General features: G+C 68.2%; 16 protein-coding genes. 13 read left to right on the top strand and 3 right to left on the bottom strand.

The features are described 5' to 3' along the window. Positions 1-176 precede the first annotated feature (176 nt). The 6 genes from IBX18_RS35610 (at position 177) to IBX18_RS35585 (ending at position 8,480) form a co-directional block, all read left to right on the top strand. Positions 177-1,535, top strand: coding sequence for an FAD-dependent oxidoreductase (locus tag IBX18_RS35610; protein WP_194837848.1), 1,359 nt, complete (start codon positions 177-179; stop codon positions 1,533-1,535). 269 nt (positions 1,536-1,804) lie between these two features. Continuing rightward, a complete protein-coding gene (locus IBX18_RS35605) occupies positions 1,805-2,107 on the top strand; it encodes a hypothetical protein (RefSeq protein ID WP_306796552.1) in 303 nt (100 codons plus the stop codon). 238 nt (positions 2,108-2,345) lie between these two features. Further along, positions 2,346-7,001, top strand: a complete 4,656-nt coding sequence (locus tag IBX18_RS35600) for a hypothetical protein (protein ID WP_194837847.1) — start codon at positions 2,346-2,348, stop codon at positions 6,999-7,001. Positions 7,002-7,045: 44 nt separating this feature from the next. Next, positions 7,046-7,573 (top strand): hypothetical protein, encoded by a 528-nt coding sequence (locus IBX18_RS35595; RefSeq protein ID WP_194837846.1) that lies wholly within the window; start codon positions 7,046-7,048, stop codon positions 7,571-7,573. A gap of 30 nt (positions 7,574-7,603) precedes the next feature. Further along, positions 7,604-7,888, top strand: coding sequence for a hypothetical protein (locus IBX18_RS35590; protein WP_194837845.1), 285 nt, complete (start codon positions 7,604-7,606; stop codon positions 7,886-7,888). Then, on the top strand, positions 7,878-8,480 hold the full coding sequence (locus tag IBX18_RS35585) for a hypothetical protein (protein ID WP_194837844.1): 603 nt from the start codon (positions 7,878-7,880) through the stop codon (positions 8,478-8,480). Before IBX18_RS35590 ends, IBX18_RS35585 begins: the two co-directional genes overlap by 11 nt. A 6-nt stretch (positions 8,481-8,486) precedes the next feature. Here IBX18_RS35585 and IBX18_RS35580 read toward each other — a convergent pair whose 3' ends face one another. After that, positions 8,487-9,662 (bottom strand): ROK family transcriptional regulator, encoded by a 1,176-nt coding sequence (locus IBX18_RS35580; protein ID WP_194837843.1) that lies wholly within the window; start codon positions 9,660-9,662, stop codon positions 8,487-8,489. A gap of 103 nt (positions 9,663-9,765) precedes the next feature. On the opposite strand from IBX18_RS35580, the gene IBX18_RS35575 reads away from it, so the two are divergent. The 6 genes from IBX18_RS35575 to IBX18_RS35550 all read left to right on the top strand — a co-directional run bounded on the left by IBX18_RS35575 (position 9,766) and on the right by IBX18_RS35550 (position 15,757). Further along, a complete protein-coding gene (locus tag IBX18_RS35575; protein WP_194837842.1) occupies positions 9,766-10,848 on the top strand; it encodes a sugar ABC transporter substrate-binding protein in 1,083 nt (360 codons plus the stop codon). Then, entirely contained in the window at positions 10,845-11,582 is a 738-nt protein-coding gene (locus tag IBX18_RS35570) for an ATP-binding cassette domain-containing protein (protein WP_194837841.1), read from the top strand. Before IBX18_RS35575 ends, IBX18_RS35570 begins: the two co-directional genes overlap by 4 nt. Before the next feature lie 49 nt (positions 11,583-11,631). Further along, positions 11,632-12,846, top strand: a complete 1,215-nt coding sequence (locus IBX18_RS35565; protein ID WP_194837840.1) for a sugar ABC transporter permease — start codon at positions 11,632-11,634, stop codon at positions 12,844-12,846. A 262-nt stretch (positions 12,847-13,108) separates the two neighbouring features. Next, a complete protein-coding gene (locus tag IBX18_RS35560; RefSeq protein ID WP_373889255.1) occupies positions 13,109-14,143 on the top strand; it encodes an alpha/beta hydrolase in 1,035 nt (344 codons plus the stop codon). A gap of 132 nt (positions 14,144-14,275) precedes the next feature. Further along, positions 14,276-15,295 carry a cation diffusion facilitator family transporter gene (locus tag IBX18_RS35555; RefSeq protein WP_194837839.1) on the top strand — a complete coding sequence of 340 codons (1,020 nt, stop codon included), beginning with the start codon at positions 14,276-14,278 and terminating at the stop codon, positions 15,293-15,295. A 132-nt stretch (positions 15,296-15,427) separates the two neighbouring features. After that, positions 15,428-15,757: a hypothetical protein gene (locus IBX18_RS35550; RefSeq protein WP_194837838.1), complete on the top strand. Its 330-nt coding sequence runs from the start codon at positions 15,428-15,430 to the stop codon at positions 15,755-15,757. 272 nt (positions 15,758-16,029) lie between these two features. Here the strand turns inward: IBX18_RS35550 and IBX18_RS35545 are convergent, their stop codons facing one another. Then, positions 16,030-17,190, bottom strand: coding sequence for an IS110 family transposase (locus IBX18_RS35545; protein WP_194837837.1), 1,161 nt, complete (start codon positions 17,188-17,190; stop codon positions 16,030-16,032). Positions 17,191-17,664: 474 nt separating this feature from the next. Here IBX18_RS35545 and IBX18_RS35540 point away from each other — a divergent pair, with 474 nt between their 5' ends. Beyond that, complete coding sequence (locus IBX18_RS35540) at positions 17,665-18,156, top strand: hypothetical protein (protein WP_194837836.1); 492 nt, start codon at positions 17,665-17,667, stop codon at positions 18,154-18,156. Between the two features lie 413 nt (positions 18,157-18,569). Here the strand turns inward: IBX18_RS35540 and IBX18_RS35535 are convergent, their stop codons facing one another. Continuing rightward, on the bottom strand, positions 18,570-19,979 hold the full coding sequence (locus IBX18_RS35535) for an amidase (protein ID WP_194837835.1): 1,410 nt from the start codon (positions 19,977-19,979) through the stop codon (positions 18,570-18,572). Positions 19,980-20,031 lie beyond the last annotated feature (52 nt).

Raw genomic sequence — 20,031 nt, 5'->3', positions numbered from 1 at the left:
ATCTGGAGCGAGTCGGAAAGCACGGCCGCAGCCTCGCGCGGTGTGTTCCGGCTGCTGCCCGCTACCGGATCGGCGGCGCGGCAAGCGGGTTCGACGATCGGGCACCGAGCGGTTGCGCATCGGCGGACGGTGATCAACAGTGGTGTCCAATGGCGGTGGAGCGACGGGAGGCCGGCATGGACCACACGGACGTGGTTGTCGTCGGTGCCGGATATGCGGGATTGGCGGCGGCGCGGGCAGTGCGGGCGGGTGGCCGCGCAGTGGTCGTGCTCGAGGCCGCCGGACGCGCCGGCGGCCGGGCGTTGACCGACTGGATCGCGGATGAATGGGCGGTGGACCTCGGCGCCCAATGGATCTCCGGCGCCCACACCAGGTTCGCCGCATTGGCGCAAAAGTACGGCGCGGACACCTACCCGGCACCGTCCGACGGCGCGAATCTGCTGGTCGAGGGCGCCGTCCGGCAACCATTCCGCGGGGCACGGCCGCCGCTGCCACCGCTCGTGCTGGTCGTCCTCGCGCAGGCCATGTGGCGGATCGAGCGGCTCGCGGCGCGCATCGACCTCGCCCGCCCGTGGACCACCCCCGGCGCCGACCGGCTCGACGCGATGACCGCGGCGACCTGGTTGCGGCGCAACCTGCCCGAGCGGCGGGCCAGGCATATCGCCGAGGTGATGGTCGGCGAGGAACTGTGCGTCGACGTCGGCAGCGTCTCGATGCTCGCCCTGCTGACCACCATCCGCGCCGCTGGCGGCGTCGAGGCCGGCGTGACGGCCGAGACGGTCACCCGCTTGTTCGTCGATGGTGCCGACGGCCCGGCCCGCGCGATCGCCGCCGAGCTCGGCTCCGCGCTGCGGCTGAACGCCCCGGTCACCTCGATTCGACAAGTGCCGGAAGGTCTTTCGGTGCGCGGCGAGTTCGGTGAGGTGCGGGCCGGGCAGGTGATCGTCGCGCTGCCGCCCGCGCTGGCCGGGCGGATCGGCTACGACCCGCCGCTGCCCGCCGCCCGCGACCAGCTGACCCAGCGGATGCCGATGGGGTCGGTCCTGAAGGCGTTCGCCGTCTACGATCGTCCCTTCTGGCGCGACGATCGACTCACCGGCCAGGCGTTGAATCTGCACGATCCGGTCCCGATCACCTTCGACGCCACCCGGCCCGGCGGCCCCGGGGTACTCGGCGCCTTGGTGCCGGGTCGCGCCGCGCATCGGCTGGCCGCGCTCTCCGCCGGCGAGCGCCGGACCATGATCGTCGGTTCGCTCGTTCGCGCTTTCGGTCGCGCGGCCCGCGATCCGATCGACTGGCGCGAGAAGGTCTGGGCCGACGATCCCTATGCCCGGGGCGGGTACGGAGCGTTCTTTCCGCCCGGTGTGCTGACCAGTATCGGTTCGGCGTTGCGTCAGCCGATCGGTGCGATTCATTGGGCGGGGAGCGAAACCGCGACGGAATGGGCGGGCTATATCGAGGGTGCCATCCGGTCCGGCGAACGCGCGGCGGCCGAGGTGCTCGCGACCGACGGTGTCGCTGCCGCGCGGGAATAGCTATATCAATTCCCATGTCAGCTCGCGGATTCCAGCCATTCGCGGAGACTGGTCATGCGTCCAGTTCCGGGGATGAATGGTAGATCGATTAATAAAGCCCGTACATATTCATTTACGCTTCTCTGACGCACCCCTCGATTCCTGAAGGCAAAAAGGCGGATTCGACCTCGGGAAATGGCGAATAGTGATCTCCGTTATGTTGACTGAGATTCCGCCGTGCGCGAACCATGGACCGCATGGCACATTCAGCAAACCTTCAGCAAAGGGTCGTGCGACGTGGTCGCATGTTCCCGGCCGCGGTGTTGGTGTTGTGCACAGTGCTGGCCGGCGGGTGGTTCGCCGGACCCGGCTCAGCGGCCGCGGATCCGGACCTGCCCGGTTGCACCACGGACGTCTCGGTTCCGAATGAACTGACGGTGACCTGCGACCCCGGTTCCGGAGTCGGCGAGCACGCCTTCATCCGCTGTCGCGACCTGCTCGGCATGCCGCACACCCATATCGGCGCCACCATCGGCGCCGACGGCGGCTGGTCCAGGGCCACCTGTGCCCCGGCCGAAACCGGTCCGGTCTGATCCGGGCGGGGCTTTGTTTCCCCGATATCGCCTTCGCGCCGGAGCCCGCGAAACGCACTACGACAGGGCCATGGGCGCATCGTAACCAGCACGTTCTACGGGACGGGTTCACGGAGAGGCTCCAGTAATGCGCGTAGTCACCAAGGATCGTCAAAGAGAAACCAAAGCTTCGGCACGGCACCGCAGGACGGTGCAGAAATCCCGGCGCGGTATGTATGCCGCCGCGACTTTCGCCTCCATGGCGACCGCCATGATCGGCGCAGGCCACGCCTCGGCCGATATCGAGTTGCCCGCGCCGCCTGCCGATCTGAACGGCGTGCTGTCCGGCGCCGGTGATGTCGCGGGGCAGCTGCTCGATCCGGGGCAGCAGGAAGCGCTGAACAACGCACTCGGCGCCGCGAGCGCGGCAAGTGCGAACACTCCGTTCGGCGACCAGGTGAACTCGGCGATCGATACCTATCGCGGTGGCGGGGGCCCGTCACCCGAACCATCGTGGGGTGGCGGTCCAGCCGCGCAGAACGAGCCCGGTGCGGTCGTTTCCGAAGTGGCGGGCCGCGTTCCCGCGCCGGTGGCCGACCTCGCCGCTACTGTCGCGCAAATCGCCGGATCGGGCATGCAGCTCGATCAGCTGGCCACCTGGGCGGACAAAACCTTTCCCGACGGCCCGATGCGCGGACCGGTCAACGACCTGCTGGCCTTCGTGCAGCAGGCCACCGAAATGGCCGGCACCCGGCGCAGCAGCGCGACCCCGGCCATCGACGACCTGATCGACCAGGCGCGCACCCTCTTCGGCTTTCCCAAGGACGGACCGGACCCGGTCCAGGGTCTGCGTGACCTGCTCACTCCGACTGTGGGACAACAGAATCCGGCCGCACAGCAACTGCCGCCCGGTCTGCTCGCGATCGCCGCACCGGTCATCGGCCTGTTCGCACCACAGCTGGCGGGCCTCGCGCCGGTGCTCGCATTCCTCGCGCCGTTGCTCGCCTTGGCCTCGAACCCGGCCGCCGCGATCGGCGCGGTGTTCACCCAGATCCGCGACGCCGTGCGCGGGCTGGTGTCCGATGCCAGGCAGCCTGCGGCGCTGCCGTTGCTCGCCTTGCCGGTGATCGCGCTGTTCGCGGTGGTGCCGCTGTTGTTCGCGGGCGGAATCGGGGTCGCTGCCATACTCACCCTCGGCGCGGTGGTGCTCGGCGCGATCCTGTTGGCCCCGTTGGCGATCGGTGCGCTGGTTGTCGGCGGGCTCGTGCTCGCGGTACTGGCGATCCCGGTGCTGATCGTGCTCGCGGTGATCGCGATTCCGGTGCTGCTCATCGCGATTCCGGTCGCCATCGTCGCGTTCGCGGTGCTGGCGCCGGTCGTCCTGGTGGGTGGTATCGCCGCGATCGCAGTGGCCATTGTCGGCGGAATCGCCCTTGGCGTAGTCGCTTTGGCCGCCGGGCTGGCGCTGAGTGTCGTCGGGTTCGTGGTGCTGACCGCGGCCGCGCTGCTGGCCACCGTCTTCGTGCCGGTCCTCGGACTGGTGGTCGCACCGCTGATGTTCACCGGTGCGCTCGCCTTTCTTGTCGTCAGTCTGATCGCTACCGCAGTCGCGTTCTTCGGTGTGCTCGGCGTCGCCGGGCTCGCCACTGCCGCACTGTTTGTCGGCGTCGGGTTGCTTTCGCTGCTCACCCCGTTCGGGCTCATCGCCGTTCCGATCCTGATCGCACTCGCGGCGGTGGCGCTGGTGGCGTTCGGCGCGGTCGGTCTCGCGGGCGGCGTGATCCTGGCCGTGGTGGCGCTCGCCGGGTTGCTGGTCCTCTCGGTGGCCGGGGGTGCCGCGGTGACCGTGCTGCTCGCGCTTGCGGTGGTGGCGACCGCGATTCAGCTCGTTGCCGCGGCGGTGTTCTGGGCGGGGCTGTCCGCGGCGGGCATTCTGTTCGCCGCGCTCGGTGCGGCGGGTGTCGCGCTCGCGGTGGTCGGCGGGTTGATCGCCACCCTCGCGTTGGTCTTCGCCGTCCCGGTGCTCGGGCCGCTGCTGGCTCCGCTGCTGTTCATCGGCCTGGTCGCCATTCCGGCGGCGCTGGGGCTTGCCGTGTTGTTCGGCGGGTTCGGGTTGATCGCGTTCTCGGTGTTCGCGTTGACCGGGACGGTTCTGCTGGCGATCACCGGGCTGGCCGCGGCCACCCTCGTCGCGACGCTCGCATTCATGGTGACCATGCCTTATGCGATCCCACTGATTCTGGTTGCCGCACTGGCCTTCTCGATCATCACGGGCGTTGGCATCGGCGTGGTTGCCGCGGCGTTCACGGTGGTGACCTGGCTGGGCGGCGGCGCCATCGTGCTCGGACTGCTTGCGTTCGCGCTCGCCGCGGTCGCCACGGTGTTCGCCGGTGGGCTGGTGGTCTCGGTGCTGTCGTTCGTGATGCTCAGCTTCGCGGCGCTGGCGGTGATCGTGATCAACCCGCCGCTCGCGCTGATCGCGCTGCCGCTGCTGTTCGGCGGGGTGCTGCTCGGCACGCTGGCGACCATCGGCACGGTGGCCGTGGTCAGCACGCTGCTCGGTGGATTCGTCGCGGCGCTCGGGCTGGGGCTGGTGGGCGCCTGGATGTTCTTCGGCGTGCTGGCGCTCGGGGTGTTCCTGGCGGCGTCGGCGCTGTTCCCGCCGCTGCTGTTGGTCACCGTGCCGTTGGCGGCTGCGGCCTTCGCGATCATGGCGGTGCTGGCGATCGCGACCATCGCCGTCGGCGGGGCCGGTCTCGGCGCGATTCTGTTGGCGGGCGGGCTGATTTCGGCTGTGCTCGCGGTGGCGGCGGTGCTGGCCACCGCAGCCGTAGCGGTGGTCGGGTTCGCGCTCGCCGCGGTGCTGACGCTGCCGTTCCTGATCTTCGGGCCGTTCGCGGTGGTGGTGTCGACGGCGCTGTCGCCGATCATCGCGCTCGCCTTGCTCGCGGTGTGGTCGCCGGTGCTCGTTGCCGGGTTGGTGGTCGCGGCGCTCGCGGTCGGCATCGGCCTGTTCGGACTGGTCGGGTTGCCCGCACTGGCAGCGCTGATCGGGGTCTCGGTGGTTGCCGTCACGACGGCGCTGGCGGTCACCCTGTTCCTCGGCAGTCTGCTGCTCGACTTCGCCACGCTCGGTGTCGCCGCGGTTGTACTCGCGCCGCTGGTTGCCTTGGCCGGGCTCGGTGCACTGGCGGTGCTCGCGCTTCCGGTGCTTGCCCTGCTCGCTGTTCCGGTGCTGGGCTTGGCCGCGCTGGGTGCGCTGGCTGTGGTCGCGCTGCCGGTGCTGGCCGTGGTCGCGCTGCCGGTACTCGGGCTCGCCGCACTCGGCGCGCTTGCCGCCGTGGTCATTCCGGTAATCGCGGTGCTCGCGCTGCCGGTGCTGGCGTTGCTCGCCCTGGTGGCGGTGCCGCTGCTCGCCTTGGCCGGACTGGCCGCGCTGGCGGCGACCTTCGTCGCAGGGTCGGTCGCCGGGGCAACGGCCCTCGCGGTCGCGGTGCTCGGCACCCTCGCCATCGGCGCCCCACTGGCCTTGCTGCTGATCGTCCCGCTGCTGGCCCTGGCCGCCGCCGGCGCCCTCGCCCTGCTCGCGCTTCCGGTGCTGTTGATCGGCGGGGCCTTGACCGCAGCAATCGGCGTCCCGCTCGCCGCACTCGGTGCGCTGGCCTTGCTCGCCCTCCCGGTCGTGCTGATCGGTGGTGCGCTGATCGGCTTGGCCGCCCTGATCGGCGTCCCGCTCGCCGCGGTGGGAGCCGTTGCACTGCTGGCACTTCCGGTACTCCTGATCGGCGGCACACTCGTTGCGGCCGTAGGCATCCCGCTCGCGGCAATCGGCATCCCGGTCCTGCTCGCCGGAGCCGCCCTGGCCGCACTGGTCGGCCTGCCGGTGCTGTTGATCGGCGGTGGATTGGCTGCCCTCGCCGCCGCCTTCATCGCGGTGAAACTGCTGATCTGCCTGCCGCTCACCCTCGGTGCCCTTGCGCTGCTTGCCCTTCCAGTGCTGCTGGTGGGCGGTGCGTTGGCCGGGTTGGTCGCACTGGTCGGTGTGCCGCTGGCGGCGGTCGGCGCGCTTGCGCTGCTCGCGCTTCCGGTCCTGCTGGCCGGTGGTGTGTTGGCTGGGCTGGCCGCGCTGGTCGGTGTGCCGCTGGCGGCAGTCGGCGCGCTCGCACTGCTTGCGCTCCCGGTCTTGCTGCTCGGCGGTGGCTTGGCCGCGATCATCGGCATTCCGCTCGCGGCGGTCGGTGCGCTTGCGTTGCTTGCCCTTCCGGTCTTGTTGATCGGCGGTGGACTTGCCGCGTTGATCGGTGTGCCGCTCGCGGCGGTCGGTGCGCTTGCGCTGCTTGCGCTTCCGGCGCTGCTTGCCGGTGGGGCATTGGCCGCGGTGGTTGGGCTGCCGTTGGCGGCGCTGGGGCTGTTCGCGCTGATCGAGATCCCGAAGTTGCTGCTCGGTGGTGCGCTGACTGCGGCGGTTGCTGCCGCGCTGGCACCCTTTGCCGCACTGGGTGTGGCGGCGCTGATCGCCGCTCCGCTGGTCGGGCTCGCGGCGTTGATCGGCGCGCCGCTAGCCGCGCTCGGGGCTGCGGCGGCGGTGGCGCTTGCCGTCGCGATTGCCGTGCTGCTCACGCCGGGGGCGCGGGTCGGCATCATCTCCGCCATTCGGGCCGCGCTGGATCGCACTGGGCCCCTTGGTGGTTGGGGTGGTGGGGCGGCGGCGACCGGAACGCAGTTCCTCGACGACATTCCCGACGACCCGAGCCTGGAGCAACTGGCCGCTTCGTTGCAGCAGCTGCTCGCTCCACTGCCGAGCGAACCCGCGCCCGCGCCGGTCGCGTTCGCCGACTTGCCCTACTCCGGAAAGGGGGCCGCCGAAGCGGTGGCGCACGATCGCGCCTCGCGGCTCGTCAGCGTTTCGCTGTGACGAAACATGCACAGTGCCAAGCCATCCGACGAAGGAGATCAGACATGACGCACACACCGGAAACCCTGCACCTGGAGTACCTCTACGGCCCGCAGTGGCACCAGGCCGTCCGCATCATCGAACGCTCCGGCCAGCTGACCGCCGAGGAACGGGAGAAGTTGAACGCCGCCTCGAAAAAGCTGATCCAGGACAAGGTTTCGGCCCTGTCCAACGGCTCCGGTCTCGAAGGCGGGCTCAGCGGACTGCTGGCCGGCCTCGGCATGGGCGCGAATGCCCAATCGGTGGCGGCACATCCGCTGAATATCGCGACCGCGACCGCCAAGGCGTTCGGGCGATCCCGCAACGTGCAGCTCGCGGGAATGATCGCCGGTCAGGCCGTCTCGCCGACCTCGGTCGGCACCACCGGCGACCTCAGCGGCCTGCTGGAGTCGTTCGGCTCGATCGGCGCAGTGGCCGTGGTCGGTCAGGCCGTCACCGCGACGGTGCTGAGCGACCTGATCGGCCAGGGCGAATTCACCCAGGCCGTTTATGACGAGCTGATGGAGCCGTGGAGCAGCACCATCGACGCGTAACCGGCGAAGAGTACGAAAGGGGTTGGCACCATGCTCGATTCGCGAAATATCGGTTCCGGTGGGCTCAGCACCGATGCGCTCGGTGGCCTGCTCGACGTCGGATCGGCCCCCGTCGCGTTCGGCTACTACGAACGTAACGAGGTCGCCGTCGCCACCGGCGTCGAGTGGAACACCCGGTCCCGCACCGCCCCGATCGGGTGGTGGAATCGGCACCGGCAGGTACAGACGGGGTTCGGCATGGCGTTGGTCACGACCCTCGCGTTCGTGCCTGCGGTGCAGAACGCGATCCTCACGGTGCTGACCCATGCCGCATAACGCGCGTCGCAGCGGAAGGCCGGTCCGCCGAGGGCTAACCGCCCTCGGCGGGCCGGCCGTGGCCGCGCTGTTCGTGCTCGTGGCCGTGCTGCTGAGCGGGTGTTCCAGCTCGGGTTCGACGGACACCCTGCGCACCCGGGTTGCCGACGCTGACAAGACGGACTGCGCCCTCGGTGGCCAAGCCGTCGCCGGTCTGCGAGATACCTTCCGGCAGTTGTCCGAGCAACTCGACGGCCTGAGTCCGGCCGCGGCCCGTGGTGATTTCGTCGAGGTGAAAACTCGTGTCACCCAGGGGATGTGGCTGTCCCACCAGGTCTCGAACACCATCAATCCCGTGGTCGACCGGATGGGCTCCCCGCTGATCGGCAGCGCCTACGGCGACGTGGCGACCGCGGGCGGCCGATTACACGACTCGCTGTCGGATTTCGCCGCGGTCCTGGACAACGGCCACCCGGCTCAGCCGGTCGCCGACTCGGTCACCGCCGCCCTGACCGACCTCAACTCCTCGATGGACCGCATGCGTCGCGCCTGCCCGAGCGTCTTCGCCGAACCGAAGGGCCCGCAGTACGGCCCACCGCTCAGCGTGCGCTGAGCTCGATCACGCACCGGTAGAACGTCTTTCGAAGAGCCGATCCCTGGCCACGGAGAGCGCACGGGAGATGGCGCCGGTGAGCACCCCGTCATCGCCGAGCGTGCTGGCGACAATGCGCGGATGCAGCGGACCGAGTTCGGCCATGCGGCGCTCGATGGCGTCGCCGAGCAGCTCGAGGTTGTTGCCGATGCCACCGCTGAGCACCACCAGTTCCGGATCGAGGATCGCGGCGACGGCGGTGATGAGCGCGCCGATCCGGCGGCCCTCGGACTCGACCACCGCCTCGGCCCGTGGGTCACCCGCGGCCGCGGCGGCGAAGATCTCCTTGGCGGAGGCGTCGGGCAGTCCGGCCTGTTCGGCGGCGCGGGCGACACCGCCTGCGGCGGCGACGGTTTCGGTCAGGCCGCGCTCGCGGGCATCGAGCGGGGGAGCGTCGACCTCGCTGGCGGGCAGGAACGACACCTCGCCCGCGGCACCGCTGTTGCCGACATAGAGTTCGCCGTTGATCACGATGCCCATGCCGACGCCGGTGCCGATCGAGATGAGCACGAAATTGCGGATGCCCGCGCCCGCACCGAAGGTCAGCTCGCCGAGCGCGGCGAGATTGATGTCGTTCTCGATGGTCGACTCGACCTCGAGCGCGGCCCGCAACTGGGTAACCAGCCCGGCGCGGCCCCAACCGGGCAGATTCTGCGCGTAGTCGAGGCGGCCGGTGATCGGGTTGAGCACGCCGGGACTGCCGATCACCGCGTAATGCACCGCGGACCAGTCGATTCCGGCCTCCTCGGCGACCTGGTCGGCCAGCGTGCGCACCCGGCGCACCAGATCGGCGGCCGAACGCGCGGTGTTGCGCACGTCGCGACGCCCGATGAAATCACCGCGCAGATCGGCGATGGCGAGGCGAATCCAGTTCCGGCCGATATCGACTCCGGCCACCACGCCCGCGCGTACATTCACGTCGTAGAGCGCGGTGGTCGGTCCCGGCCTGCCGCTCAGCGAACCGACCAGCTGTACCAGACCCGCCTGCTCCAAGCCCGAAAGTGCCGCAGACACTGTGGGTTTGGACAAGCCGCTGGCCTTGGCCAGTTCGCCGCGCGAGGCGGGGCCGTCCACCCGCAGGTAGTCGAGCAGCAGCCGCTCGTTCATCGTCCGAAGGAGCTGGGGATTGCCGACCCTACTCATCAATCCTCCTGCTCGAACCACTGGACACCTCCGTGTTAGTAAACTACCTTTCTTACCAACGCTCAACCGGGCGCTCTCACTCTCCTCTCGGCACGGTGACCTCATGCGTCGAATTCAGCTCCTCACCGCGGCGGCGGCCGCACTCGTCCTGGCGGCAGGCTGTAGCTCCGGCGACAGCACCAGAGATGCGAAATCGGGCGGCGACACCCCGACGATCGCGCTGCTGCTCCCGGAATCCAAGACCACCCGCTACGAAGCCTTCGACCGCCCGCTGTTCGAGGCGAAGGTCAAGCAGCTCTGCGAGAAGTGCAAGGTGCTCTACTTCAACGCCGATCAAGACGCGGCAAAGCAGCAGGGCCAGTTCGAATCCGCGCTCACCCAGGGCGCCGACGTCATCGTGTTCGACGCGGTCAACGCCGATGCCGTTGCGCCGCAGGTGAACACGGCGAACCAGAAGAACATCCCGGTGATCGCCTACGACCGGTTGATCTCCGGCATCAGCTACGACTACTACGTGTCGTTCGACAATGTGAAGGTCGGCAAGGCGCAGGGCGAGGCGCTGCTGGCCGAGCTGACCAAGCGCGGCAGCCTGGACAAGGGCCAGCTCGTGGTGATCAACGGCTCGCCGACCGACCCCAGTGCGGGCGACTACAAGAAGGGTGCGCACGAGGCGCTGGACGGCAAGGTGAAGATCGGGCGCGAATTCGATACGCCCGATTGGTCGCCCGACAAGGCGCAGCAGCAGATGGAGCAGGCCATCACCGCGCTCGGCAAGGACGCGATCGTCGGCGTGTACTCGGCGAACGACGGCATGGCGGGCGGCGCGATTGCGGCGCTGAAGCGGGCAGGCTATGCGACGTTGCCCCCGTTGACCGGGCAGGACGCGGAACTCGCAGGCGTGCAACGGATTCTGACCGGCGAGCAGACCATGACCATCTACCTCGATTACCGCGCCCAGGCGGAGAAGGCCGCCGAATTGGCGGTGGCGCTGGCGTACGGCGAGAAGCCGGTGGCACCCGCGAAAACCAACAACGGCGTGACCGACATCCCGTCGTATCTGCTGGAAGCGATCGCGGTCGGCAAGGACAACATCAAGGACACCATCGTCAAGGACGGGCTGTACACCGTCGCCGATATCTGCACGCCCGATGTCGCGGCGGCATGTCAGGCCGCAGGTATCAAATGACAGCTCCCACAACGGTTCTCTCGGCGCGCGGGCTGAGCAAGCGCTACGGCGCGGTGCAGGCGTTGGCGGGAGCGGATCTCGAGGTGCGTGCCGGGGAAGTGGTGGCGCTGGTCGGTGACAACGGTGCGGGCAAATCCACACTGGTGAAAGCGATCTCGGGCGTGACCGTGGCCGACGAGGGCGAGATCGTCTTCGCGGGGGAGACGGTGCGGATCCACCGTCCGCAGGACGCCCAGGCCTTGGGCATCACGACGGTGTTCCAGGATCTCGCGTTGTGCGACAACCTCGACGTCGTCGCCAACCTGCATCTCGGTGCGGAGACCCGAATCTGCAGCGTGCTGGACGAAATCGAGATGGAACGCAGCGCCCGCGATCTGCTCGCCTCGCTCGACGTGCGGATCAAGGACGTGCGCGCACCGGTCTCCGCGCTGTCCGGCGGGCAGCGGCAATCGGTCGCCATCGCACGGGCGCTGCTCGGGCGGCCGCGGATGGTGATCCTCGACGAGCCGACCGCGGCGCTCGGCGTCGAACAGACCGCCCAGGTGCTCGCGTTGATCGGCCGACTGCGCGAGCGCGGCCTTGGCGTGCTGTTGATTTCGCACAACCTGGTGGATGTGCGGTCGGTCAGCGACCGCGTGGTCGTGCTGCGGCTGGGTCGCAATGCGGGCGAATTCGAGACCGCCAACGCGACTCAAGAAGATATCGTGGCAGCGATCACGGGAGCAGCTGCATGAGAGAGCGTAGCGAACGAATGATGGAGCCGAGCGCCAGCGAGGCGGAATCATGAGTGACATCGTTGTGAAAAAAACTGTCTGGCAAGGAAATCAGGGACGCGGGTTGGCCGATGCCGCATTGGATCGACTGCGTCGGGGCGAGGTCGGCTCGGTACCGGTAGCGATCGGGCTGGTGATCATCGCGGCGGTGTTCTACCGGCTCAACGCCCATTTCCTCTCCGCCGAAAACCTCACGAACCTTGCATTGCAGATGGCCGCGACCGGAACCATCGCGCTGGGCATTGTTCTGGTGCTGCTGCTCGGCGAAATAGACCTCTCCGCAGGCTCGGTCAGCGGATTGACGGCCGTGGTGATGACGCTGCTCTACGTGCGCCACGGCTGGAACGTCGTCGTCGCGGTGATCGCCGCGGTGGCCGTCGGCGCCGCGATCGGCCTGCTGCACGGACTCATGCGCACGATGCTGAGCATGCCGTCGTTCGTCGTGACGCTGGCCGGGCTGATCGGCTGGCAGGGGCTGATGCTGTATCTGCTCGGCAAGGAAGGCACGGTCAACCTGCCGTTCGACCGCGGCATCGCCACCATCAGCGATACCTGGCTCGCGCCCGCGCTCGGCTGGCTGCTCGTCGCGCTGCTCGTGGCTGGGCATCTCACCGCGAGCCTGATCACCCGGCAGCAACGCGTGCACGCCAAACTCGATGTGCCGGCACCGATCTGGATCGTGCTGCGCTCGGGCGGCCTGGCCGTCCTGCTCGGCGCCACCGTCGCGGTGCTGAATACCGATCGCGGCGTTCCGCTGACCCTGGTGATCTTCGGCGGTCTCGTGCTGGCCCTCGACCTGATCCTGCGCCGCACGGTCTTCGGCCGCCGCATGTACGCGGTCGGCGGCAATGCCGAGGCGGCGCGCCGGGCGGGCATCAACGTCACCGGGATCCGCATCGCCGCCTTCGTCGGCTGCTCCGCCCTGGCCACCCTCGGCGGCATCCTCGCCGCCTCCCGCCTGGTCGCGGTCAACCAGAGCTCCGGCGGCAGCGACATCCTGCTCAACGCCATCGCCGCCGCGGTCATCGGCGGCACCAGCCTGTTCGGCGGGCGCGGCCGCGCCTACGCCGCCCTGCTCGGCATCCTCGTCATCCAATCCATCACGAACGGCATGCTGCTGCTCAACGTGGACTCCTCGGTGCGCTTCATGGTCACCGGCGCCGTCCTCGCGATCTCGGTCGCCATCGACTCGGTCGCGCGGCGCGGCGCCGAGGGAGCGCGCTGAGCTACGGGCGATCCCCGATCGCCCGGCGGAGGGGCGCCTGAACGCGAATCGGGTTGTCTCGCGTTCAGGTGGTCCCGCGGGTTCGCCCTGCGACGGAGGCTGTGATGGCCGTCGCAGGAGGACCGATGTGTGCGATCGAACAGCCCGAATGGGTAACGCAGCTGGACTTACGCCCGACACGCTGGGAGTTGGGTACGAGTTCGCCAGTCGTGTGGGTCGGGGTTTTGGGAGTGTGTTCGTGGATCGCAGATCGACGTGGAGGATTCGGGCTCGCGCGGTAGTACTCGCGGCGGCACTGTGTCTCGGTGCCGGCACCGCGGCCGGTGCGCAGGCTGAGGCGCCGGCCTCGTCGAGCGCGGCCTGGGTCGGCACGCCCGCCGCCCCGGACGGCTCGGTGATCGCGCGGGTCGAGGAACCCGACGGCCGCAATATCCGTATTTGGGTGCGGTCGGCGGCGATGGACGGCGCGACCTTCCCGGTCGACATCCAGCGTCCCGCCGACAACTCCCAGCCCAGGCCGACGCTCTATCTACTGAACGGCGCGGGCGGCGGCGTGGACGATGCCAGCTGGCAGTTGCGCACGAACGTGCTGGACTTCCTGTCGGACAAGAACGTCAATGTGGTGCAGCCGGTCGGCGGTCAGTTCAGCTATTACACGGACTGGATCAACTACGACCCGGTGCTCGGCCCGAACAAATGGAAGACCTACCTCACCGAGGAACTGCCGCCGCTGATCGACGCCGCGCTCGGCACCAACAAGGTGAACGCGATCGCCGGTCTCTCGATGGCGGGCACCTCGGTGCTCGCGCTGTCCATCGCGAAGCCCGAGTTGTATCGCAGCGTCGCTTCCTACAGCGGCTGCGCCCAGACCAGCGATCCGATCGGCGAGGCGTTCGTCCAGATGACGGTCGAACGCGGCGGCGGGACCATCGCCAATATGTGGGGCCCGCCCGGCAGCCCGCTGTGGGCGGCCAACGACCCGCTCGTGCACGCGGACAAACTGCGCGGCGTGAACCTGTTCGTCTCCAGCGGCAGCGGCCTGCCCGGCCCGCACGACACCCTCGACGGACCGTTCCAGATCAAGCCCGGTGTCTCGCAGTGGGCTGATCAGCTGGTGGTCGGTGGTGCGATCGAGGCGGGTATCCGGATGTGCTCGGTAAATCTGCAGAATCGGTTGAACCAGTTGGGTATTCCGGCCACCTTCGACTTCACCCTGACCGGGACGCACTCGTGGGGCTACTGGCAGGACGCGTTCGTCGCGTCGTGGCCGGTGCTCGCCAAGGGCCTGTACAACTGATCTCCCCAGCTGGCCGCAGCCCTGTGATCCAGGTCATCCTAGGTAGTAGGCTGCGGTCGGCATAGGGTCGGCTAAGGTGGGTAAACAGATGCAGATATGCGCATACGTGGCGGTGATGGAAGCAGGCGGCTAATGGGACATGAACACGAGCACGGACACGGCCATGGCAATGGCCACGCACACTCGCACGGGGTGTCCGGTGACGCCGATCGCCGCTGGCTGACGGTCGCGCTGGCGCTGATCGCCGGGTTCATGTCGATCGAGGTCGTGGTGGGTCTGCTGGCGAATTCGCTGGCCTTGCTCTCGGACGCGGCACACATGCTGACCGATGCGGCATCGATCGTGCTCGCGCTCACCGCGATTCGGATCGCTGCCCGGCCCGCCCGCGGCAAATATACCTTCGGCTTCAAGCGGGCCGAGATTCTGTCCGCGCAGGCGAACGGCATCACGCTGCTCGTGCTGGCGGGCTGGCTGACCTACGAGGCCATCCGGCGTCTGCTCGATCCGCCGGAGGTGACCGGTGGGCTGGTGGTCGTCACCGCACTGGTCGGCATCGTGGTGAATGTGGTTGCGGCGTGGGCGATCAGCAAGGCGAACCGGTCCAGCCTCAACGTGGAGGGCGCGTTCCAGCATGTGCTCAACGACCTGTACGGCTTCATCGCGACCGCCGTCGCCGGAATCGTCGTGCTGCTCACCGGATTCGCCCGCGCGGACGCGATCGCCACACTCGTCGTGGTGGCGCTGATGGTGAAGGCGGGCCTCGGCCTGGTCCGCGAATCCGGCCGCATCTTCTTGGAAGCCGCGCCCGCCGGCGTGGATCCGGATGCGCTTGGTCGTCGCCTCGTCGAGATCCCCGGCGTCGACGAGGTGCACGACCTGCACGTCTGGCAGATCACCTCCGGCAACGTCGCACTGTCCGCACACGTGCTCGTCCAGCCGGGCGCCGACTGCCACGGCCTGCGTCAGCAGATCGAACGCCTCCTCGACCACGACTACGAAATTACCCACACGACACTGCAAGTCGACCACTCCCAACTGGTCGCCTCCGCCGCGGGCCCCACCGCAGACCGCCTACTCCCGGTGCTGGAGGAACACTGCGACGACTCCCACGGCCCCATCCACCGCGAACGTCCCGGTCTCGGTCACTCCTGAGCCCACGCCCGTCGGCCGTGCATACCTCTCACAGGATCATTTCGCTCCGGGGGGAGGATGCACGGTCTGTGGGTCCACCAGAATATGGTGCGCGCAGTTCCAGCGCAGAAGCGCGATTGCTAACGTCGGGCAGTGCCGTCTCACTTCCACGTAACGTCGGCCCTGAACCGAGTCTCCATCACGCGCTTCGGTCTGGACTGGCGTCGTATGGGTGCCGCACCGGGCATTGCCGGCAGCCACCGGCCCGAGCAACAGGGTTGTTTCCTCGCGCTCGATGATTTCGAGTGTGAGTGGTTCGTACGGATGAACAACACCGGCGGGCCGGTGGACGTGTGGGAGGTTCACGGGATAGAAGCCGATGATCTCGTCCTATCGCCGGAGGGCCATCACTACTTTCCAGGAACGATCGCGGCAGCTCAGCTCCGCTTGGCGCGGCGAGACGTGCCGCCGGTGCGGAGCTGACCGGGTCTCGCCGTGGGCCGTTCCCTGCGCACCCAGCTCGATGCCCCCTGGCGGCCCAAGCATCGTTCGACCACCCGCCGCCGCGCGGACGCGGGACCCCCAGGTGGGTATCACCGGCGGCTGGTCGGCGCTGTTGAGTACCGCGAATACGTTGGGGCGCTTCGACACCGAGCTGGCGAGGCCTGCCCATCGACGCCGACCCTGGCGCCGTCCAAGGTGCGGGCCCGAGTTCGGCCGCTTGGCCGAACACACTGTATTGGCACCCCTCTATGTCAAGACGTCGGCATGGTTGTGGGGTTAGCCTGTTTGTTGGGTCCGGGATGTGGCTTGTCCGAAGGATCGGTGTGCGGGTTGGAACCGGTCGCGCTGGAGTCAAGAGTCGTTCCCGATTGCCCTCCCGGGCCTGCCAAATCACGCTGCCGCTGATCGGCGAGCATCCGGGCATAGACCACGTTCGACAACCGGCGCTTGAGCGCCCGGACTGCTTCCATCGAGGTCTTCCCGCCCGCTCTGCGGCCGTCGTAATAGAGCCGGCCGGGAGTACGGTTGCGCAGTTGAACGATGGCCATGATGTGCAGGACCCGGTTGATTTTGCGGTTGCCGGCGCGGGAAAGCCGGTGCCGCTGTTGATCACCCGAAGACGCATCCAAGGGTGCGGTGCCGTTCCAGGACGCGAACCGGTCCCGGTCCCGAAATCGCCGGATATCGCCGGTATCGGCCAAAAGCCTTGCCGCGGAAGAAGGGCCGATCCCGTGCAGGTCCATCAGCGTGGAGCCCCGTTCGGCGACCAATTGCCGTAGTTCTTTGTCCGCGGCTTTGGTTTTGCGGTCGATGGTTTCCAGGTCCTCGATCAATTCGACGACCAACCGCAGTCGGACTCTCGCGGCGGCATCCGACGGTGTGATCGGGGCGATCAGTTCGCGGGCTTGGCGGGCGGACAGGAACGTCTTGGCGCCACCGGGAATCAGCTCGAGCAGCAACCGGTGCAGCCGGCAGACGGTTTCGGTGCGGGAACGCCCGAGTTCGTCACGGCGGTCGGCGAGCATGCCCAAGGCGACCAGCTCCGGGTCGGCTTCGACGCGACGAAGATTTGGTGCATGCAACGCGGCCAGGGCCACCGAGTGGGCATCGACCGGGTCGGTTTTGCGGCCGTTGCCGGTCGCGAAGACCCGCACCTGCGCGGAGAGTTTCGCCGGCACGTCGATTACGGTTTCCCCGTCATGGACGAGCCTGTGTGCGAGGTGGCGGCCGATGCCGTTGCATCCCTCGACCGCCCAGACTCGATCGGGGAATTGCCTTCCAGCAGTGAGCATTTCCGCATAGCCGGTGTTGTCGGTGCTGTATCTGCCGGTCGCCAGAATCTTGCTGGTCGGGTCGAGGGCTTCGATGGTGGCCGAGCGTTTGTGCGGATCCATTCCGATGATGACGGTCATCGCCGTGCCTCCCATGTCAACGAAACGTAGTGGTGTCCGTGCGGGAGGGCACCGCTAGTTCGAGCTTGGGGCAGGCCCCTCTTCAGCCACTCCCTGCACGGCACCCGGTGGGAGGCAAGCCATTAGAGAGCCACACCAGTACAGACGGTGGGCAGCCGAATATTGGGAGCACCCCACCGGGAACCTGGATCAAATCCTGGCCAGGATCTGATCCTGTCAGCAAGTGTCTAACTAGCCGAATACCGGATGGCGGGGAACGATGCCGTAGTTTCTCGTTGTCTGTCCGGGTGCCGTAGCTCTGGTGTCCCGGGCGTTCGCGTCTGCAGCACTCCATCTTCGTCATCCCGGCATGCCTTCAGACGGGATCCGTTGTCGACCTGCAGGTTTCCGGCCGAAGGCGCGGCCGGATTTCGCTGCGGATGGGCTGCGCGGGTAGCGTCGCCCGCGCAGAGCTCGGTCGGAGGGGATGGAGGCATGGTGGTGTCGCTGGGGCGGTGGTGGCGATGTGTCACCTGCTGGCGCGTGGTGACCTTGGTCTTGGTCGCATTACCACGGGTGTTATATGCGCACTTCCCGGAGCTGCCCGACAGTGACGCCGGGGTGGACCACAGCGAGGCCACGGTGGTCGTCTCAGAGACCGTCGCCGGGGTGGGCTACCTGCCGACGCGGCCGCTGCTCGAGCAATTGCTCGTATTCGTCACAGAGTCCGGCCTCGTGGTGCTGCTGCCCGCAGTCGTCTTCGCGCTGCCGCGCAGGCATGTCCGGCGCGGAACACGCTGGGCCGCAGGAATTCTGGCCGTTCTCGGCACGGTAGACGGATATCTCGGGATGAAGGCGCTCGAGCACAACGACACGGCGGGATGGGATTTGCTGCTCCCGTCGCCGTTCTACCTGCTGGCAGCGGGCGCGCTCGTGCTGAGCCAACGGCAGCACCGGCCCGAGGCGAGTGAGCCCGCGACGAGCTAGCGTGGCAACGACACAACCGGCAGCTGGGTGTTGCCACGTTTTGTGACAGCAGCTCGGCGCCTCACGAACATCCGGTATTGCCGCTGGCCGCGCGTTGGTCAGAGTTCAGATTGGATGGCCGACAGGGTTTTCCGAGTGCACCGAGATGCCAACGAGCGCGCGTTCGCGTGAACGCGGCTTCAGCCGAATACCGTGAGTCGGTGTGGGGCGGCTGAATCGGCGGCCGGCTGCTTGTGGAACGTCGCCGGAAGCCACCTGCCTGAATGGAACAACAGTGCGGGCACACCGGTGGTGTCGTCTATGTGTACTAGCCCCGTAGCGACATCTATCGCTGAGCAAGCCGGTCCACTTCTGTCGAAGTCGGCCGGCTTGCTTTTGTGGGATTGTGTTGCGGCGGCGGGCTTTCGGCTCGGTCAGCCGACCAGGCGGGGGAACGGCTGTTCGGCTTCGAGGAGGTAGGCGAGTTCGAGAAGGGTGCGTTCGTTGCCGCGGGTGCCGGCGAACTGGACGCCGATGGGCAGGCCGGCGGGGCTGAGACCGGCGGGGATGGTGATCGAGGGGGTGCCGGTGATGTTGTTGATCGGGGTGAACGAGACGTAGGTGCGCAGGCGGTAGAGCAGTTCGTCGAACGGTACTGTGGGACTGAGGTAGCCGAGCTCGGGGGTTTCGTGGCCGAGGGTGGGCAGCAGGATCGCGTCGTACGGTCCGAGGGCGCGCTCGTAGGTGGCGGCCGCGGCGCGTAGTCGGTACAGGGTCAGCGGGAGACGCCATGCGCTGCGCAGGAAGTGGCGGCGCAGGCCGAGGGTGAGATCGTCGAGTCGGCCGGCGTCGAAGCTGCGGTCGGCGATCTTGCCGGTCGAGGCGACGAACGTGGCGAGCAGACCCCAATAGTGCAGAAACGCCGTCTCCAGCGCCGCATCGAACGGCAACGGCACAGGCTCGACCCGGTGGCCATGGGATTCCAGGATGGCAGCGACGTTTTCGACAGCTGACCGAATCGGACCCGTGGGCACCGGGCCACCCACGTTCTCCAGCAGCAGCGCGATACGCAGCGGCTTGGAACCCGGACCTTCGACGTAACCGATCGGCGGCAGCGCCGGATTGCGCCAAAACTCTTCCACCGCAGCGGTATACGCCGCAGTGTCACGAACAGTCCTGGTCAGCACACCCTCGCTGACGATATTGATCGGCAGCTTGCGCGCCATCGCCGAATCGATGTGCCGACCCCGGCTCGGCTTCAGCCCGACCAACCCGGCGCAGGCCGCCGGAATACGAATAGACCCGCCGCCGTCGTTGCCGTGCGCGATCGGCACCACGCCCGCGGCGACCAGCGCGGCCGACCCGCCCGACGAACCGCCCACCGAATAACCGGTGTGCCAAGGGTTTCGGGTCGGCGCGGCGAACGGCGGCTCGGTGGTGGCGTTGAACCCGAACTCGGGCAGCGTGCTCTTGCCGAGCACCGTCAGTCCGGTACTGAGGAATTGGCGGGCATACCCACCGTGCTCCCGCGCGGGCTTGCCCTGAAACGCCTGGGTGCCGTGGTTGCTCGGCATCCCGACGAGGTCGGCATTGTCTTTCACGAAGGACGGGACGCCGTAGAGCCTGCCGGTCGGTTCGGCGGGCAGCAGCGGCTGCTCGTAACTCTCGTACGCGACGGCCGCCAATTCCTCGACCGCGCGCGCCCGGTCCGCCGCCGCCGCGGCCAGCTCGCGCGGGCTGCGTTCCCCGCTGCGCACCAGCTCGGCCAGCGCGACCGCGTCGTGCTCGCCGAGCGCGTCGTCGGCGAAGGAATGGATGCGGGTGGTCTGAGCGTCAGCGGTCACTCCACGAATCTAGCCACGCGCGGGCACCGGGTCGACTGTCCAAGTGGCGGCC

The organism is Nocardia sp. XZ_19_369 (assembly GCF_015355715.1).
Taxonomy (GTDB): domain Bacteria; phylum Actinomycetota; class Actinomycetes; order Mycobacteriales; family Mycobacteriaceae; genus Nocardia.
Note: the sequence above shows the minus strand (reverse complement) of the source record. Positions and strands in the feature narration are given on the sequence as shown.